Origin of the sequence: Acaryochloris sp. IP29b_bin.148, from assembly GCF_028285565.1 — a bacterium.
Taxonomy (GTDB): Bacteria; Cyanobacteriota; Cyanobacteriia; order Thermosynechococcales; family Thermosynechococcaceae; genus Acaryochloris.
Map to the genome: position 1 here is coordinate 1 of NZ_JANQOY010000249.1, position 17,354 is coordinate 17,354.

Annotated in this window: 15 protein-coding genes and 1 tRNA gene; 8 read left to right on the top strand and 8 right to left on the bottom strand. The window is 49.4% G+C overall.

The window, feature by feature from the left end:
- Positions 1-2: 2 nt before the first annotated feature.
- A tRNA-Met gene (locus Q0986_RS22515) sits at positions 3-79 on the bottom strand.
- 193 nt (positions 80-272) lie between these two features.
- On the opposite strand from Q0986_RS22515, the gene Q0986_RS22520 reads away from it, so the two are divergent.
- On the top strand, positions 273-1,982 hold the full coding sequence (locus Q0986_RS22520) for a SulP family inorganic anion transporter (RefSeq protein WP_299416430.1): 1,710 nt from the start codon (positions 273-275) through the stop codon (positions 1,980-1,982).
- Positions 1,983-2,042: 60 nt separating this feature from the next.
- On the opposite strand, the gene ilvA is transcribed toward Q0986_RS22520, so the two are convergent.
- The gene (gene ilvA, locus Q0986_RS22525; protein ID WP_299416433.1) at positions 2,043-3,557 is read right to left on the bottom strand and encodes a threonine ammonia-lyase, biosynthetic; all 1,515 of its coding nucleotides are present in this window, start codon (positions 3,555-3,557) and stop codon (positions 2,043-2,045) included.
- Between the two features lie 111 nt (positions 3,558-3,668).
- Complete coding sequence (locus Q0986_RS22530; protein WP_299416436.1) at positions 3,669-4,310, bottom strand: hypothetical protein; 642 nt, start codon at positions 4,308-4,310, stop codon at positions 3,669-3,671.
- A gap of 718 nt (positions 4,311-5,028) precedes the next feature.
- Between Q0986_RS22530 and Q0986_RS22535 the strand changes: the two genes are divergently transcribed.
- Genes Q0986_RS22535 through Q0986_RS22565 form a run of 7 tightly spaced genes read left to right on the top strand, consistent with a single transcriptional unit; the run spans position 5,029 to position 9,390 of the window.
- Complete coding sequence (locus Q0986_RS22535; RefSeq protein WP_299416440.1) at positions 5,029-5,745, top strand: V4R domain-containing protein; 717 nt, start codon at positions 5,029-5,031, stop codon at positions 5,743-5,745.
- Positions 5,742-6,107 carry a hypothetical protein gene (locus tag Q0986_RS22540; protein ID WP_299416444.1) on the top strand — a complete coding sequence of 122 codons (366 nt, stop codon included), beginning with the start codon at positions 5,742-5,744 and terminating at the stop codon, positions 6,105-6,107. Before Q0986_RS22535 ends, Q0986_RS22540 begins: the two co-directional genes overlap by 4 nt.
- A gap of 8 nt (positions 6,108-6,115) precedes the next feature.
- A complete protein-coding gene (locus Q0986_RS22545; protein ID WP_299416447.1) occupies positions 6,116-6,604 on the top strand; it encodes a hypothetical protein in 489 nt (162 codons plus the stop codon).
- A gap of 19 nt (positions 6,605-6,623) precedes the next feature.
- Positions 6,624-7,301, top strand: coding sequence for a V4R domain-containing protein (locus Q0986_RS22550; protein ID WP_299416449.1), 678 nt, complete (start codon positions 6,624-6,626; stop codon positions 7,299-7,301).
- Positions 7,302-7,349: 48 nt separating this feature from the next.
- Complete coding sequence (locus tag Q0986_RS22555; RefSeq protein ID WP_299416454.1) at positions 7,350-7,832, top strand: 2Fe-2S iron-sulfur cluster-binding protein; 483 nt, start codon at positions 7,350-7,352, stop codon at positions 7,830-7,832.
- 29 nt (positions 7,833-7,861) lie between these two features.
- Positions 7,862-8,329: an allophycocyanin gene (locus tag Q0986_RS22560; RefSeq protein ID WP_299416457.1), complete on the top strand. Its 468-nt coding sequence runs from the start codon at positions 7,862-7,864 to the stop codon at positions 8,327-8,329.
- Between the two features lie 44 nt (positions 8,330-8,373).
- The gene (locus tag Q0986_RS22565) at positions 8,374-9,390 is read left to right on the top strand and encodes a hypothetical protein (RefSeq protein WP_299416461.1); all 1,017 of its coding nucleotides are present in this window, start codon (positions 8,374-8,376) and stop codon (positions 9,388-9,390) included.
- A gap of 105 nt (positions 9,391-9,495) precedes the next feature.
- Here Q0986_RS22565 and Q0986_RS22570 read toward each other — a convergent pair whose 3' ends face one another.
- The 5 genes from Q0986_RS22570 to dacB form a co-directional block, all read right to left on the bottom strand.
- Positions 9,496-10,071 (bottom strand): TIGR04376 family protein, encoded by a 576-nt coding sequence (locus tag Q0986_RS22570; protein ID WP_366918667.1) that lies wholly within the window; start codon positions 10,069-10,071, stop codon positions 9,496-9,498.
- A 135-nt stretch (positions 10,072-10,206) separates the two neighbouring features.
- A complete protein-coding gene (locus Q0986_RS22575) occupies positions 10,207-11,343 on the bottom strand; it encodes an NAD(P)-dependent oxidoreductase (protein WP_299416469.1) in 1,137 nt (378 codons plus the stop codon).
- A gap of 313 nt (positions 11,344-11,656) precedes the next feature.
- Positions 11,657-12,772, bottom strand: coding sequence for an RNA polymerase sigma factor RpoD (gene rpoD / locus Q0986_RS22580; RefSeq protein ID WP_299416475.1), 1,116 nt, complete (start codon positions 12,770-12,772; stop codon positions 11,657-11,659).
- Between the two features lie 658 nt (positions 12,773-13,430).
- Complete coding sequence (locus Q0986_RS22585) at positions 13,431-15,818, bottom strand: heavy metal translocating P-type ATPase (RefSeq protein WP_299416479.1); 2,388 nt, start codon at positions 15,816-15,818, stop codon at positions 13,431-13,433.
- Positions 15,818-17,284 carry a D-alanyl-D-alanine carboxypeptidase/D-alanyl-D-alanine-endopeptidase gene (gene dacB, locus Q0986_RS22590; protein ID WP_299416483.1) on the bottom strand — a complete coding sequence of 489 codons (1,467 nt, stop codon included), beginning with the start codon at positions 17,282-17,284 and terminating at the stop codon, positions 15,818-15,820. Before dacB ends, Q0986_RS22585 begins: the two co-directional genes overlap by 1 nt.
- Between the last annotated feature and the right edge of the window lie 70 nt (positions 17,285-17,354).

The following is a 17,354-nucleotide window of genomic DNA, read 5'->3' on the forward strand; positions in this document are numbered from 1 at the left end:
ACTGGTGGCGGGGCACGGATTTGAACCATGGACCTTCGGGTTATGAGCCCGACGAGCTACCAGACTGCTCTACCCCGCGGCGTGGAACCTCAGTATAGACATGAATGGCCACACTTGGCAACTTCTATTACATTAGGTGAATACGCTCTTCTAAGTATCTAGGCAAATCTTCCCTTCAATTTTTCCCTGCAAATAGTGATTAGTCCTGAGATTATAATTTTACACACCTAAATTTTTCACACCTAAATGAACTCAATAGTAGGCTTCGCTTCATGGCAAATGCTCAGTTTAGGTTTATCAATACCCTACACTTTCGTAACTTTCAAGGCGATTTACTGGGTGGATTAACCGCCGCAATTGTAGCCCTACCACTCGCCCTTGCCTTCGGAGTCTCTGCCACAGCAGATATTTCCACTAGTGCAGGAGCCATTACTGGCCTGTACGGTGCCATTGGGGTGGGCCTATTCGCATCTTTATGTGGGGGGACGCCTTCTCAGATCTCTGGCCCCACTGGCCCCATGTCTGTGGTGATGGCCACCATTTTTACAGCTTTGATGAGGGAAGATCCTCAATCTGGGTTGGCTATGGCCTTCACGGTAGTGATGATGGCAGGGCTGTTTCAGATCTTATTTGGGCTATTACGGTTAGGGAAGTACATCACCTTAATGCCCTATACCGTCATCTCTGGCTTTATGTCCGGCGTGGGCTTAATCATTATTACCCTACAAATTGCCCCCTTACTGGGACATAAAGCATCCTCCAAAGTGGTGAGTGCGATCCAACAACTCCCGAATGTTGTCACTGATATCAATCCGGTGGCGTTGGGGTTAGGTGTACTAACCTTGGTGATTGTCTTTGCCGCACCGCCCCGGCTGAACCGGATTCTCCCGGCGCCCTTAATCGCCTTAGTGATTTGTACGTCAATGTCAGTCTATCTATTTCCAAATAGCGGCATCCCCATTATTGGCAAAATCCCCGCCGGCTTGCCGGAACCCCATTTGCCCCTGTTTCAGATAAAGTACGCCAAAACGATGTTGGGCTACAGTGTCATGTTGGCCATGCTGGGTTCCATTGACTCGCTACTCACCTCATTGGTCGCGGATAACATTACCCATACTCAGCACGATTCCGATCGCGAACTGATTGGGCAGGGAATTGGCAATTTGGTATCGGGATTCTTGGGCGGGCTACCGGGGGCAGGGGCAACCATGCGCACCGTCATTAATTCTAAATCAGGGGGCAAGACGCCCTTGTCTGGCATTATTCATGCGTTAGTGCTGGCCATTATTGTCGTGGGAGCCTCTTCTTTAACCGAACCCATTCCGAATGCTGTCTTAGCCGGAATTTTGATTAAAGTGGGCATCGATATTATTGACTGGAGTTTTCTCAAACGGGCCCATCGGCTGTCTTTAAAGGGTGCCGGTGTAATGTACCTGGTCATGTTCTTAACCGTGTTTGTCGATTTGGTGACCGCTGTCGCCGTTGGTGCATTTTTGGCCAACTTGTTAACCATTAAGAGCCTGACTGATTTGCAAGTTGAAACCATGCGAACCATTACTGGGCCAACAGACGACCAACAGCTGAGCAAGCTCGAAAAAGAGATTATTGCCAAGGCCCAAGGAAAAATCCTGCTATTTTTCTTTAGTGGACCCATGAGTTTTGGGGCCGCCAAATCGATTTCTCAGCGGCTTTCGATTGTGAAAGCCTATAAAGTGCTCATTCTGGACCTGAGCGATGTGACGCGGGTGGGCATTACTGCCTCTTTGGCCATTGAAAATATTCTCAAAGATGCGGATGATACGGGCAAAATAGTGTTTCTGGTGGGTGTGCATGGTCAGGTTGCCGAACGGTTGCACCGAATTCAATCAATTCACCAACTGCCTAAAGACTGTTGGTTTAATCGGCGTTTAGATGCCTTAAAAGAGGCGGCAGCATTACTCTATGTCCCCGTCTCTCAGATCTCAACAGTAGACGAGCACTAGCACTCAAGCAGCTGGGCTGACTGGCGCACACAGCAGTAGTCAGCAGCCTTTCCTAATTTCTTAGCCCAGGAACAATTGATAGGCTGGATTGTGCCGTTCATCCGTATAGGGATATCCCAAGGTATCGAGGAAGGATTGCCATTGATGCATTTCATGGGGAGGGACCTGGGTACCCACGACAATCCGCCCATAGTCAGCCCCATTATTGCGATAGTGAAAGAGGCTAATGTTCCAATCGGGACTCATGCAGCTTAAGAACTTAGTGAGTGCCCCTGGACGTTCGGGAAATTCAAATCGATAGAGCAGTTCATTTTCGGCTAAGGCAGATCGCCCACCGACCATATGACGGAGATGGAGTTTGGCCAATTCATTATCCGTTAAATCGAGGGTTTTGAACCCTTGCTTCTCAAAGGTTTGGATGATTTGGGCCGCATCCGCTCGATTCTGAATTTGTACCCCCACAAAGATATGGGCTTCCTGTTTGTCCGCAATCCGATAGTTAAACTCAGTCAGGTTATGGTTACCTAAACAGGCACAAAACTTTCGAAAGCTACCGCGTTCTTCGGGAATCGTCACGGCCAAGATCGCTTCCCGACGTTCCCCCAACTCTGCCCGTTCAGCCACAAATCGGAGCCGATCAAAATTCATATTGGCCCCACAGGCTAGGGCAATTAGGGTTTGTGATCGCACCTGTTTTTGTTCAATATACGCTTTGGCCCCGGCAACGGCCAAAGCCCCCGCAGGTTCTAAGATAGAGCGGGTCTCTTCAAACACATCCTTGATAGCCGCACAGGTATCATCAGTATTCACTAAGACAATGTCATCCACATACTGCTGACAGAGACGAAAGGTTTCTGTGCCCACCTCTCGCACCGCCACCCCATCCGCAAATAACCCCACATGGGAGAGCCGAACCCGCTGGCCGGCTTGCAGAGATTGATGCATGGCAGCAGCATCTATCGGTTCAACCCCAATAATTCGAATCTCTGGCCGCAGGCGTTTGATATAGGCTGCAATACCAGAAATCAAACCACCGCCGCCAATCGCAACAAAAATGGCATGGATGGGCTTTTGATACTGCCGCAAAATTTCCATACCAATGGTGCCTTGCCCCGCAATCACATCTGGGTCATCGAAGGGATGAATAAAGGTCAGTCCTTTTTCCTCAGATAGTTGACGAGCATGGGCATAGGCGTCATCGTAGGTATCGCCGTAGAGAATGACCTGGCCCCCTCGGGCTTTGACCGCCTCGACTTTAACGTTGGGGGTAGTGACTGGCATGACGATTAGGGCTGTTGTGTCTAGTTGTCGGGCACCCAAAGCCACTCCCTGCGCATGGTTTCCGGCAGACGCCGCAATCACGCCTTGGTGCAGTTGGTCCAGGGGTAATTGCGCCATTTTGTTATAGGCACCCCGGAGCTTGAAGGAGAAGACCGACTGCATATCCTCTCGTTTGAGGAGAATGCGGTTCTGTAGGCGGTCTGATAGGCGGGGAGCCAGTTCCAGGGGACTTTCCTGTGCCACATCGTAAACCCGCGCTGTCAGGATGCGTTCAAGATAGTCTGGATGACTCACAGAGCCTCGTCCTTTGCAAAAGCGAGCGATTATTTCTACTGTACGCTGTCTTGCAGTCGAAACACGAGGGGCTTAATCTCCGCCGGCGTCAACCCATTCCAGTTGGCCCGATTACAGTTGGTTCAGAATTTGGGGCTGATCGACAATATCTGGAAATTTGGTGATCACCTGAGCACAGGATTGGATAAAGGTGTTAATCCATTGCCGTGCCAGTTCTTTTTGCTGATCGTCTAAGGATTGAGTCAGATTGCCTGGATAGGTAACCTTTTGCGATCGCTGAATCTGAAATTGCTTAAACCAGTCTTGGCTAGGGCGCGCAGCTTGCAGATAATTAACCGTGATGGCTGCACCCAAATAGGTTTTACCTATTTCTTGCAATTGGTTGAGAATACCCAATAGCGTCTCAACCGTGACCCCCGTTTCCAGGGAGGTCGGTGTCTCCTGAATCGCGGCCTTCGCTGATATAGAGGGTCCTGTCCCTTGATCTGACTCTCCTAAAATAGCGAAAATACGCTGTTCAACTTCCTCTAGCTGAGCCGGTGGTGAAACGGATTGAGCAGTGAGTCCCTGATGGTATTGCACCAGCGTTTCTAACTGCCGAATCATCAGATCGAGCGTTTCACCTCGACCATAGAGGTTTTTGAGAACATGCTCAAGATCCAGAAATGTGGAAAAGTCATCGCCCATATCCTCCACCTGTGATACATACGGATCCTTCTGACGGTAAAGCTTCCGTATGTAGTAATTCGTCATGGGAGAGATCTTAGTGGGCACAATCGAACCTAGCCAAATGAAATAAGGTAAAAAACTAGCTTTGGAGGATAGATCTGATGATGTGCACTCAAGGAATTCACCTAGACAGCACAGATCTTTGTTGATATTTAAAGGTTACACATTCCTGAAAGTAGATCTGACATTTATTCAGCGTTTTGCACCATAGCCTCTAGCCTCAACACTAGAAATAGAAAAAGTCTGCTATCAAAAATACAGGCTTAGCAATTTTTCACTCCTAGAATAGAAAAACATTCTATAAAATCCGTGGTTTCACGGATTGAGCTTTATAAGTCTATATGTGATCTTAGTAAATATTATTTGCGCAGATATTTTTATTCTTCTTATAAAAAATATCTGCCGCAGACCATTTCCTAAATCACTCATAAACCTTCATTGCCATATCCTATAGAACGATGGCCTTATCCATAGGACAGAGCTATGGATACATGCATATGCTTGCATATATCCGCACCTTCTTATAGGGATTTATCCGCATCGATTAGCGGTAGAAATTTATCAAAAAAAGTTCAATCTAGCCAGCAAGAGGGAACCCTTGTTTATAGACAAAGAATGCTACTTTATTTGTCTATAAACAAAGTATTTTTATACCTATCTACTGTAGATAGATTGCTTCGAGCCTTGCTTAGGCAACCACTACCCGTTCATCATTCAACTAAACAAAAAAGGGTTATTCTCAATGGTTTTTACACCAGCAGAAACCGCCGCCAGTCCCAGTTCAAGCGGCGCTAGCGGACATTCATTTAAACAGTCCTATCCTCACAAGCTTAATCACTATCGTTTTGAGGATTTCTTCTCCTTTAATCGGGAACAAGGCACCATTGATGATTGGCACAATTCGCGCAATATTCTAGCGAGTGAAGATTTCATCATTGCGCTCATCAAAGGTTTAGAGCAAGAGGTGGGAAGCGCCTCTTCTGTAGTGATGTATAACATCGGTCATGAATGGGGCAAACAAGATGCTGTCTTCTTCCAAAACTGGTTTGAGGCCCAATTTCAACAATCCTTGCAAAAATGTCGTCCTTCCTTGGCCTTAGAAGCTTGGTGGTGGCCCTTTACCAGCCAAGGCTGGGGAAATTGGGAGGTTGATTTAGAAAACCAAAAGAATGGTTTTATGTTTATCAACATCTTTGATTCAGCTGTCGCTCGGACCCTCGGTGATGTCGGTAAGCCCGTTTGCCATATTTATGCAGGTTTATTCGCAGGGTTCTTTAGCCATCTCGTTAAAAAAGAGCTGAGCTGTATCGAAACCCAATGCTACGCCATGGGCGAAACCTACTGTAAGTTCCTCCTTGGCAAGCAAGATCGCATTGATGCAGCCACATTCTGGCAAAACGAAGGAGCCACCACCCGAGATATCGAAACCCGACTTCACAATGGGGAATATTTAGAATGAGCGAACCCAGTGCATGGCAGGATTTAACTGTCCACGAGTTCCTACAAGCCTATAACTGGTCAGGACAAAAGCTGCCAGAGGGATCGAAGCCCCACGCTGCCGAGGGTGAAATGGCTAATTGGCAGCGCCAGACGGTACAGACCTTTTTGAGTCAATTGAATTGGTTAGGACTTCCCGTCAAACCACAAACGTTGGTGCCCTCCTCTCAGTCGTTTTCTACCCGTCTGACTATCAAGGACTTCTTTCAGTACTTTGCTTGGGAAGGGCACCCCAATATCGCCGCCATACCCGATATATCGAAGTCATCCCTGATTGCTCCTGAGGATGACCTGAACTTAAATGACTTCTCTGATATGTTTTGAGGATTATCATGCAATCAACCTTTGAAGATCTTGCGCGCGCTGCGGAAGATCATTACCTACAGCCCACAGAGATGAATAGCTTCAAGCAGCAAGTGGATGCTCTGCAAGATCGATTGACCGTATATGAAGCTATTCGAGATCATGAGCTGGTTATTTTCCAAACCATTGCAGATCAGCTGCATAAGGAACCTGCCTCCAATTCTCCATCCGATATCGAAAAAGTGTTGACCCATTGGATTGCTGTATTACGTTACAGTGCCATGGCTATGCTGATGGATCAGCCTGAGGTGCTGACCGACCAACTGGGCTGGCTCACGGATGTAGTGAGTGGGGACGAATACCTCTCCTTGCATCAACATATCAGTGAGTTACTGCATCAGTGCTTGCACTCCGTCTTGGCTGAGGACCAAATCATGCTGATAGAGCCTTTCCTCCAGCCCGTCGATGCAGCGCTATTCAGTGAAGATAGTAATCGAGAATTAGTGGTTTTGGGTTAATGACCAGAGGATCGAAATAATGATTGCCGTTGAAGAGTTAACAAGCCAGAAGCATATCCCTGGTAATTTCTTTGCCCCCAATGTATACGTCCAAGGGGACACGGAACTAGGATTGATTGAGAACCGGGAAGGCGCCCGCTTAATTGCGTTGCCAGAAACCTTGTTGAGTGCGCTGTACTCCGGTTTAGAACATGAAGTAGGCCCCGCTGCCGACTTAGTCCTCCAACAATGTGGCTATTATTGGGGAAGAAATTTTTACCGACGATTTGCCTCTGAGGTTAGTGAATACTACGGGAAGTCTCTAGCTGAGATGGAAATGGTGGAGTTTTTACAGCTACTCAAAGCATGCTGGAAAACTTATGGCTGGGGACTGATCGAGCTTGATTTTAGTTACCATCAACAGGGTTTTTTGGTCGTTCAGACTCAGCATTCTGCCTTTGCTAAAGTGCGAGGGGCGGGAGAACATCCCTCTTGCTTTGTCGAGTCAGGACTCTTGAGCGCCTTTTTTAGTCAGTTAACGGGACGTGAGCTGGGCTGTGTGCAAACCACCTGTGAATCGCTGCAGGCCACCCACAACTCCTTTATTTTAGGGTTGCCAGAGCGGATCAAAGCTGCCGAAGCTTGGATCAAAGAAGCTCAGGATCACGACACAATCCTATCGCAACTTTGTAGTCAACCTGCTGCAACTGTGAGTTAGACCCATGTCAAAACAATTAATCCGTAGACAAACTGGGAGAGTATAGCGATGGCCAAAATCGTTAAATTAGACCCTATTGGCCAAGAAACGAGTATCGCCACCAATGATAATTTGCTATCGGCCTTACTCAAAAATGAACTGAAGGTTCTCAGCGAATGTGGGGGGCGTGGAATGTGTGCCACTTGCCATATCCACATCAAAGAGGGGATGGAACATTTGTCTCCCATGAGTCGCCGGGAACGGCGGACCTTAGGAGTGATCACAACCTGTAAACTGAATTCCCGTTTGGCTTGCCAAAGCAAAGTCATGGGCGAGGGCGTCGTTGTCGAACTCCCGGCGGGGATGTATCTCAGTGATATAAGTGACATCGAATGCTTGATTGGTCGCCGCGCTGAAGACAATATTTTACATCCCTTAGATGGCAAGGTTCTGGTGGAGAAAGGGAAACTCATCACTCGATCCATGATCAGCCAACTGGAAGAGACTCGCAGTGACGTTTCAACTCACTTAGCCCATTCACAACCCGTATAAACAACCAACATTAATGAGGGGGAAATAATATGCTGTCACAACTCAAGCACCTGAGTATTGAAGCAGATGGTCGCTATGCAACGGATGCAGACCTGAACTTTTTAAAGTCCTATATTCAGTCCGCTCGCCAACGCATTAGCGCCTATGAAAAAATTCGGGATGCTGAGGCAACCCTGATGGAGCAAGCGGATACAAAATTAATGGAGATTGATCCGCAAGTCTTTCATAAGGGATCTAAAGATTATCGAGAAACGTGCCATCGCGATCGCAAAAATACGCTGCGCTATACAGCAACGGCCATGCTGTTTAATGATCTCGATCGTCTCCGAGATGGGCTATTACTTTGGCAACGAACGATTGTCCATGCCGTTAAGGATGAGCATGCATCTACATTGACATGGCAAGAAATGCCTGAAATTCTGCGGGAGCATCTCACGGCGGAAGAGGCCGATTTAATGATGCCTGCGTTACATCTCAATCAAGCCCTACTAAACTAATTGTCCCTGAACCATTATTGAGAATTTTAGGATTTTCGGAAACTATGCAAGCCGCAAATAACATGCAAGAGAGCGCCAGTCCCTCCGGCGGGATTAACCTCATTGATACCCTGACTGTTTGTGCCGCGATCGGCGGGGGTGTTGCCTCCCTGGTCACTCAGCAAATTGCTTTTGCCTCAATTCCTTTGTCTTTAACCGCTATCCTTAATCTGACCAATCGCCGTCAACAGATTGCGGCTGTTCAAGAGCAGCAACGGATGGAGAACGCCCATTTGATCCGACGGTGCCAAGACGAAGCCCATGCTGAGATCGTTGTACTGAAGCAAAGTAGTGAAGGCGTTCATGCTCAAATTGAGCATTTAACTCAGCAAAAGACCCAAGCGTTGCAAACCATCGCCACCTTAACGGAACAAACAGACGAGTTGAAATCTGTGCTCACAACGCTCAAACAGTCCCAGCAACAGGGAGAGGTCACCTTTAAGACCCTGAACGAGCAAAATCAAACATCGCAAACACAAGTTGAGAAACTGTCCACAGACATGGAGGATTTAAAAAATGCGATCGCATACCTACAGTCCTCTGCTTCAGACCTGGATAGCCGTGTCGATGCCCAACAAAATAATTCTCAGCATCTTGCAGCCCAAACCGAAAGTGTGGAGGAACTGGTGGAAATCCTCAGAGAGATTGACACCCTCACCCAGGCCATTTCAGCCAATCCAGCGATAGCGGATCACTTTTATCAGCGCGGTCTTATTCGCAAGCAATTGCAGCGGTTAGAAGATCATCGCATCGCCATGGAAGACTTCTCTCAGGCGATTCAACTAGAGCCGACCCTTGCCAATGCTTACTTTGAGCGCGGCCTACTCAAATCCGACTTTGATCACAAGCAACATGCTGTTGATGACCTGCGCACAGCAGCCAAGCTCTATTTTGAGCAAGGGGATTTGACACAATACGAGAAAGCCCGTGACCTCAGTCAAAACATTCATGACTTAATTAGTGGCGATCCCTCTCCGGAAGAAGAAACTGAACAGTACCTGATTGAGAATCTCTTCGGTTAAATCAATTCTCAACAATCCTATATCGATAGCAGGGCATTCAGTCATCCAACTGAATGCCCTGCTAGACGTTTAAAACCGCTGCACTGGAGGTGGATACAGAATACCTTAGCGCCCCATCTGGCGTTTTAACGCTTCGAGTTCTGCCTCTCTTTCCCAAGTTCTGAACTGTTCGTCTAGGGGATCGGGATCACCCAGGGAGACCTTGTGATACCAACCACTGGAAGGATCTGACGTTTGAGAGGGGGCTGGGCTGGGCTGGGGTTTACGAGGTGTTTGTCGAATTTTTTCTTGCACCTCTTGTTGCCGGACCCGAATTTTCTCCAACAAGGATTGGGTTTGCTGCAATCGCGCTTTGGTCACCTCCATTTGTCCCCACTGTTGGTTGCCTTGGCTTAGCAGTGAGGCTTCGCGCGCTTTAGCTGCCGTGGCCAAGTCCTGTCGTCCAGCTGCCTCCGCTTTTTTAATGCGTTCATGCCAGCGCTGGATCTCGTTCGCTGTCGCTAAAATGGCATCTTGTTGACGTTTCTCTTCCGCTTCTAGTTCGGCCAGTAACTTAGTTGTTTTAACGTCCTGCTCTCGCAAATTATCGACCAGAACCTGCAATTCCAAATGTGGATGGGCTCGAAGAAATTCTTCTAACTGCTTTTCTAAAAAGCGGCTCACGTCTTCAAACACATTCATCATTGAAGCCTCCGTAACTGATGGGCTTGATACCACTGTTTTGAGTGTGTCATATTTCCCAGGGGTGATCTGATCACCTTCAGCATTCCCTGAACCATCCTTAAGCCTGCCACAATCCCATCCATTCTCTAGCCATCAAACCTTGACTAAGGACTGACGACGCAAATCCTCCACCGTTGACCAGTACCAATCCAGATTGCTCAGCAAGGCATAGGCAATAAATTTCAGATTATCAGGATGCTCAGTAAAAAGGGGGTGAAAGTCAGTGCCTAGAAGCTTCTGGGGATTTCCCCAGGTATGAACCACATAATTGGGGATCGTTTCTGGCACTTCAGCCTCGACAATCAGGGGCTGGCATTCTGGGGGCAATAAGGCTTCAATCTGTTGGATCATGGTGCGAATCGAAATCGGTTGACCTTGGCCAATGTTGTAGACCATGTCCGAAATGTTATCGACCTGAGGCTGCGGCTCTGGCAAAGTCAACAAATACAGGAGCGCTCGCGACACTTCTGCGGCAAAAATCGTATCTCGGGTTTGCTCACCTGGCACAAATTGTCCCGCTCGCCCCCATAGCTCAAAGGGAATTTGTTGGAGGGTATGCCACAGAATTTGAGTATATAGATTGCCAAACGCCCCTTTATGTTGCTCGGTGACGCCATAGACTGAAAAAAATCGGCAAATTTGGGCCGCTAAATCATCGCAGAGGGCTTGCTGAATAATCATGTCCTCCATCATCAACTTCGCCGCTTCATACAGCGAAGCAGGCCAGACCCGCTGCTCTTCCAGGGAAGGTCGCTTTTTACAAAGGCTACTGGTAGACGCAAAAATAAGCCGAATCTTCTCCGCCACGCACCATTCTAGAACCGTTTTCCAGATTGCAACTTCTTCTAGAACATCGGCCAGACTCTGGAAATGAGGGGCACTCGATCGCCCTCCGACAAAAATTAAAATGTCAGGCTGGCGATCTGGGTTCAGCGCATAATCGCGATGGCACCGGGTATCGACTTGGTCACGAAAAATAACGGGTAAATTTTCGCGTTTACCCAGTCGTAAATCATCATTGATTGAGAGGTGATCAACGGGGTAGCCATACTCATACAGTTTGGTAATCAGGTGAGATCCGACTTGACCACACCCCCCCATGACGCAAATATGACGGTCATGCAGGGACTGGATAGCTGGACGATGGGGGTCCCCCAAGGTTTTGTTGATATACCAATTTCGAATATCTTCAGCTTGGTGGTTGAGCAGTTCTAGATGGGGCAACAACATAGGATAACAGTAGTCTGCTTGGATAACGTTTATGAGCAGTTTGGCCGGGCACTTCACAACTTAGCAACGCTAATATTCAGAAGTTTATTGAATGAACGTTTTCAGTGATCACTGAACGCATCAATCCTACAAAATACGACTGTTCATATCCCCCACCCTCACCAGCATATACAATGATTGGGCACCAGCAACCCAGCCCAATTTAAGGGAGGTTGCTTGATGCCCATATAGACTACGGCTCACCGTGCTTTTCTAAGGGTCACACTCAGTACAACCTGGCACTGAATATAAACCAGAAAAGCAAAGCGAGAAACTAGCGAATATATTCTTTCAAAACGCTATTGCGATTGGGGTGGCGCAGCTTACGAAGCGCTTTGGCTTCGATTTGGCGAATTCGCTCACGGGTAACGTTAAAAATTTGGCCAATTTCCTCTAGGGTTTTCATCCGGCCATCATCTAAGCCATATCGCAGCTTGAGAACATCCCGCTCACGAGGGCTGAGCGTATCCAAAACCGTTTCTAGATCTTCGCGCAGTAGGCTCTTAGAAACTTGATCCTCAGGGGTTTCACCATCGGACTCAATAAAGTCTCCCAATCGAGAGTCTTCTTCTTTACCGATGGGCGTTTCCAAAGAAATAGGTAGCTGCGCGGACTTAGCAATAAAGCGGAGCTTCTCAATGGTCATTTCCATCCGAGTCGCAATTTCTTCTTCTGTGGGTTTGCGACCCATTTCCTGGGAGAGCAATTTGGTGGTTTTTTTGATGCGGGAAATGGTTTCGTAGAGGTGGACGGGAAGACGAATAGTGCGGGATTGATCTGCGATCGCACGAGTAATAGCCTGCCGAATCCACCAAGTGGCGTAGGTGGAGAACTTATAGCCTTTCTCATGGTCAAACTTTTCCGCAGCTCGAATTAATCCTAAGCTGCCTTCTTGAATCAAATCTTGAAACGATAGGCCCCGATTCATATATTTCTTGGCGATGGACACCACCAACCTGAGGTTCGACTGCACCATTTTGTCCTTGGCACGCCGCCCTGCATGGAGCCGATGGCGGAAGCGATTGAGGGGCATATCCACTTCTAAAGCCCACTCTTGCAGCTGAGGCTCACGTTCTAAGCGATCGTAAAGATCGTCGTAAATTCGCTCAAGCTCTAGCAAATCTGCAATTTTACGGGCCAATTCAATTTCTTCATCAGCTCGTAGCAACCGAATTCTGCCGATTTCTTGTAAATAAAGACGGATGGAATCTTCCGTGTAATGCTTTTTCTTGGATTGACCGCGACGACGGGCAGTACGGGCTTTACTCGCTTTCCCTCCTTCGTCAGCTTGGTTATCCTCACTAGCGCTACTGGCAGCATCCTCCACAAGATTATCTAAATCATTCGCAGGGGCTTGGATAGCTTCTAGTACATTATTGGCTTGGGTCATGCCGGATTCCTCAATACTCCCTAATTAAAACGATAGGAGAACCATATTTACTCACTACAACCGAATCTAACAAATTCAGCTAGGGGGGGTGAGCTTAGACGCCGATTGATTTGACCCAGACAGTATCTGCATGGGCAAGCTGAAGGCCAACCCAGAACGAAACACAGTCCTGTATTGGGCTCCAAGCCATCGACGATTGCTAAACCTCCACGATTGTAGCCTTTCTCACAAAAATTGGGGGCGTCTACAATGACTTCCACCGCAATTATGACCTATACGCTCGAAAACGACATCCGAACTCACTTATTTCCCATCACATCACCGTGATATGTCGTTCAGATTCCCCACTGTCGTACGAACTTGCTCCCCTTTTCAGTAGAGCATTTATTGATCTGGATCACCACCATTCCGTGATCTATTTCACCCAGGATAAGCCTGCTCTAGAGCAGGCTGCCACTATATCTAGTGTCAAAGCCCTCATTGAATTCACTAGATTTAGAGCCCAGAGCAATGTCTATCCTCTACCAATGGCATGGAAGCACAAAAGCAAAACTTAATCTTCGTTCAATTAAGTTTAAATTTATTTACATCAATAAGGCGGTTGATTGCCCCTCTGCAGGCGGAAGCAAAATATTTCACAACGAAAATACAATATTAATTAAAAGGACAAACGCCGCAAACGTAAAGAATTGGTAACCACGCTCACAGAGCTAAAGGCCATAATCGCCGCCGAGACAGCCGGACTGAGCAAAATGCCAAATTGAGGTAAAAGTAAGCCTGCGGCAATAGGTAAGCCAATCAGATTGTAGACAAACGCCCAAAAGAGATTTTGCTGAATCTTACGAAAGGTGGCTTGGCTCAGACGCAAAGCATCCACAAGGCTACTAAGGGACCTAGCTTCTGTATGACCAGGCATCAGGATGATTTGAGCGGTTTCTATGGCGACATCTGTACCACCACTCAGGGCAATGCCGACATCTGCTTGAGCTAACGCTGGGGCATCATTGATGCCGTCTCCAACCATGCCGACTTTATGGCCTTGAGCTTGTAATTGGACAATAGCGGTCGCTTTACCCATTGGATTAACTTCCGCTTCAATATCTTTCATCTCTAGGTGGAGCGATGGGGCCATTGCCTCCGCCGTTGCCGCTTGATCGCCCGTCAACATTTTGACGTGCAGCCCCATCTCTTGCAGCTGGCGGATCGTTGGCGCGGCATCGGGTTTGAGCGTATCCTGCACAGCAATTCCACCCAGGTAGGTATTCGCAACGGCCAAATAAACAACGCTTTTGCCTGCCTGAGCTAGTGCTTGTTGCTGGGCCGTAACAGGGATTTCGATCCCACACTGCTGCAGCCACGTTGCTGAGCCTAAATGGGCCGTCCACTGTTCCACCTGTCCACAGACCCCTGCTCCGGGCACCACCTCCAAGGCCGTTGTCGACCAGAGCGGCACTGATAAAGTCTGGGCGTGATCTAAAATGGCCGTTGCCAGAGGATGGCGACCGCCAACTTCTAGAGTGGCCGCCATCTGGAGCACGGTCTCGGGTGACAGCGGAGACTCCCAAAGGGGGAGATCTGGAGGGGACTCCGACAACCAGTAATCGGTGACTTTCGGGTGCCCAGACGTCAGGGTTCCAGTTTTATCAAACACGATGGTATCGAGCTGATGGACCTGTTCGAGAACATCTCCGCCTCGAATCAATAAACCTCGCTCAGCGCCTAAGCTGGTTCCCACTAAGATGGCAGTGGGGGTCGCCAGCCCCAAGGCACAGGGACAGGCAATCACAAGCACCGCAATCGCCAATTTCAGCCCCAGCAAAATACTGGCCGCTCCTGGATCGATGACGGCTGGCACCTCTGGATCATGAATCATGGGTAGGGTGCCTTGAGCAATGACGTCGGGCCAGAGATGAACGCCAATGCCAACCCAAAACAGAAAGGTCAGGGTTGCGATCGCAAGTACGCCATAAGTGAAGTAGCCAGCCACTCGGTCAGCAAACTGCTGAATCGGCGCTTTCCGCGTCTGAGCAGTTTCCACCAACTTAATAATTTGGGCCAAGGTGGTTTGTTGGCCCGTGCGCGTGGCAGCAATGGTGACCAGCCCCGATTGATTCAGTGTCCCTGCCACCACCTCATCTCCGGGTGCTTTAGCGACGGGCATCGCTTCCCCCGTGAGCATCGCCTCATCCACAAGGGTATGTCCCGACCGGACTTGGCCATCCACGGGGAATTTATCCCCTGGCGAAATCTGCAAACAGGCGCCCATCTGAACATCTTGCACGGGAACATCCACCCCATAATCAGGATGGGCCTCAGGATCGGGCAGCCAGCGGGCCACCATAGGCTGCAAGGCCAACAGATTCTCCAAGGACGCTTTAGTTCGTCCCCTCGCTTGCGCCTCTAAGGCCCGACCTAATAGAATTAAGCCCACAATCATCACAGGTGCATCAAAAAAGCAGTCCCAATGCAGCTGCGGCCAAACCACGGCCACAACGCTGGCCAGATAGGCCGTCACACTCCCCAAGCTCACCAGGGTATTCATATTCGGCAGATTGTGCCGGAGCCCTTGCCAGCCCTCCCAGAGAATGGAACGTCCAGGCCCCAGCAAAGCCAAGGTTGCTAATCCCCAGTGAAATTGGATGCTCCCCGGAAGGGCAAACCCTGGCAGATGTCCTAGATGCCCCACCCCGGATAAGACCACTAACATAGCGGCGAATATCAGCCGCTGGACCGACTGCCAATCCACCCCTGCCTTAGGACCAGGAGCCTGGCCAGCGCCATTGCCAGCGCTAGAGGCAGGGTCTCGGTCCCGAACCTGGCTGGGGAATCCAGCGGTGGTGAGCAGCTGGGCTAAGGCGTTTGGATCAACCGCTTGGGGGACATATTCAACGGCCGCCTGTTCCGTCACTAAATTGACCACCGCCCGCGAAACGCCGGGTTGCTGCTGGAGGCGTTTTTCCACCGCTCGGACACAGCCTGCGCATTTCATCCCAGATACGGACAAGACCGTAGCAGTCTGCGGTTCAGAAGGAGAATGTGAGGTCATCAGCTTTTAGATTGACAAGCTTGCCAACGATGAATGGATAACAGGATGGCGTCCATCGCTTGACGCCGTTTGGCACTGGATTGGTTGTATTGATTCACCATGATGCTAAATAGGATGGGCGAAGACTGGGCAGTTTGCAGATAGCCTGCCAAGGTGGAAACCCCTCGCATCCCGCCACTCTTACTCCTCAGCGTAGATGCTGGATGTTTGCCCACGGACTCTTGCGGTAAGGACGCTTGGAAAACAGCGGCATGGGGAGAGCGAAGGACGCCATCCAAGGTCTGTACGAGCGCCATCGGACTGACCAGATTATGGCGGGATAACCCTGAACCATCCGCAAGGTCATAGGCGGAGGCATCCACCCCCAATTGGGTTAAAGCCTGCTGCAGCGCTGTTAAGCCTTGTTGATGGCTGGTTTGGGGGCTGTTCTTGGGGGCCACGGTTCCCCCTAAGGTTCTGAGTAACGCTTCGGCATAGAGATTGTTACTCTCTTGATTGGTGGTGGCAATTAAGGCTGAAAGCGGTGGAGATTGAAGTTGAACTAAGCGACGCTCTGACGACGTTTTTAGCGCCATCTGACGCGCCTGATCACGGGTGAGTAAAGAGATCTGCCCCACCTGAATTTGATGTTGAGCCAGAAGGGCCTGTAAGCGGTGGAGCAGAAACCACCCCGGATTGACAATGGCCACCGCTGAACGATCGGGAGGTGCCCCCACCCGTAACTGTCCAGTGATTTCTATTTCTAAGGTTTTGCCCTGGAGACGGCGCTCAATATTGACAAATTCAGGTGCATCTTTGGCGACCGTGCGCGTGCGGTTCAGTTGTCGCCAAGCACCCGTGGGCGGCGGAGACAGCCATTCTATCTTTAAGGGTTGGCCCAAGGACTGCGGCCATAGCTTCAGTTCATAGGCATTTTGATTGAGAATCAGGCTATTGATAGGTGCTCCATACCCGGCCTGCAGATCCTCCCAGGCCCAAGAGGGCACCACACTGTTCTGGAAATACCGATCCTCTCCGACAAGGTGTTTAATCTGACGCACCCCCTGTTTCTGCAGTTGAGCGGCGATCTGCTGGAGTTGCGGATCGGATAAACTCGGATCGCCTCGGCCCACAATTCTCAAGTGCTCCAGCGTCTTGCCTACCCCTGTGCCATAGACCTCCGTTGGAATCCGAAATTGCGGCCCCAGTTGGGTCAGGGCGGCAGCCGTGGTCATCACCTTTATAGTAGAAGCGGGCAGAAAATAACGCTGAGCATCCCGAGCATAAAGGGGTTGAGTGGTCCCCAAGGGCTGAATCGCAATGCCCAAGCGAGCTTGATTAAACAGGGGTTGGGATGCGATCGCATCCACGTCTCGCCGCAGTTGAGACAGACAATGCGGCTTTAAAGCAGGGGCAGCAGTGGCGATGGAGGCCCCCATCATCCCGCTCACCCATATCCCCCCCCAAAGGCTTTTCAGTAGAGACATGCCATCCATTTTGGTTGCTAGCTGCCAGCTTAACGCGAATTCCTAAAGGGCTTATTGACCCTTCAGACCG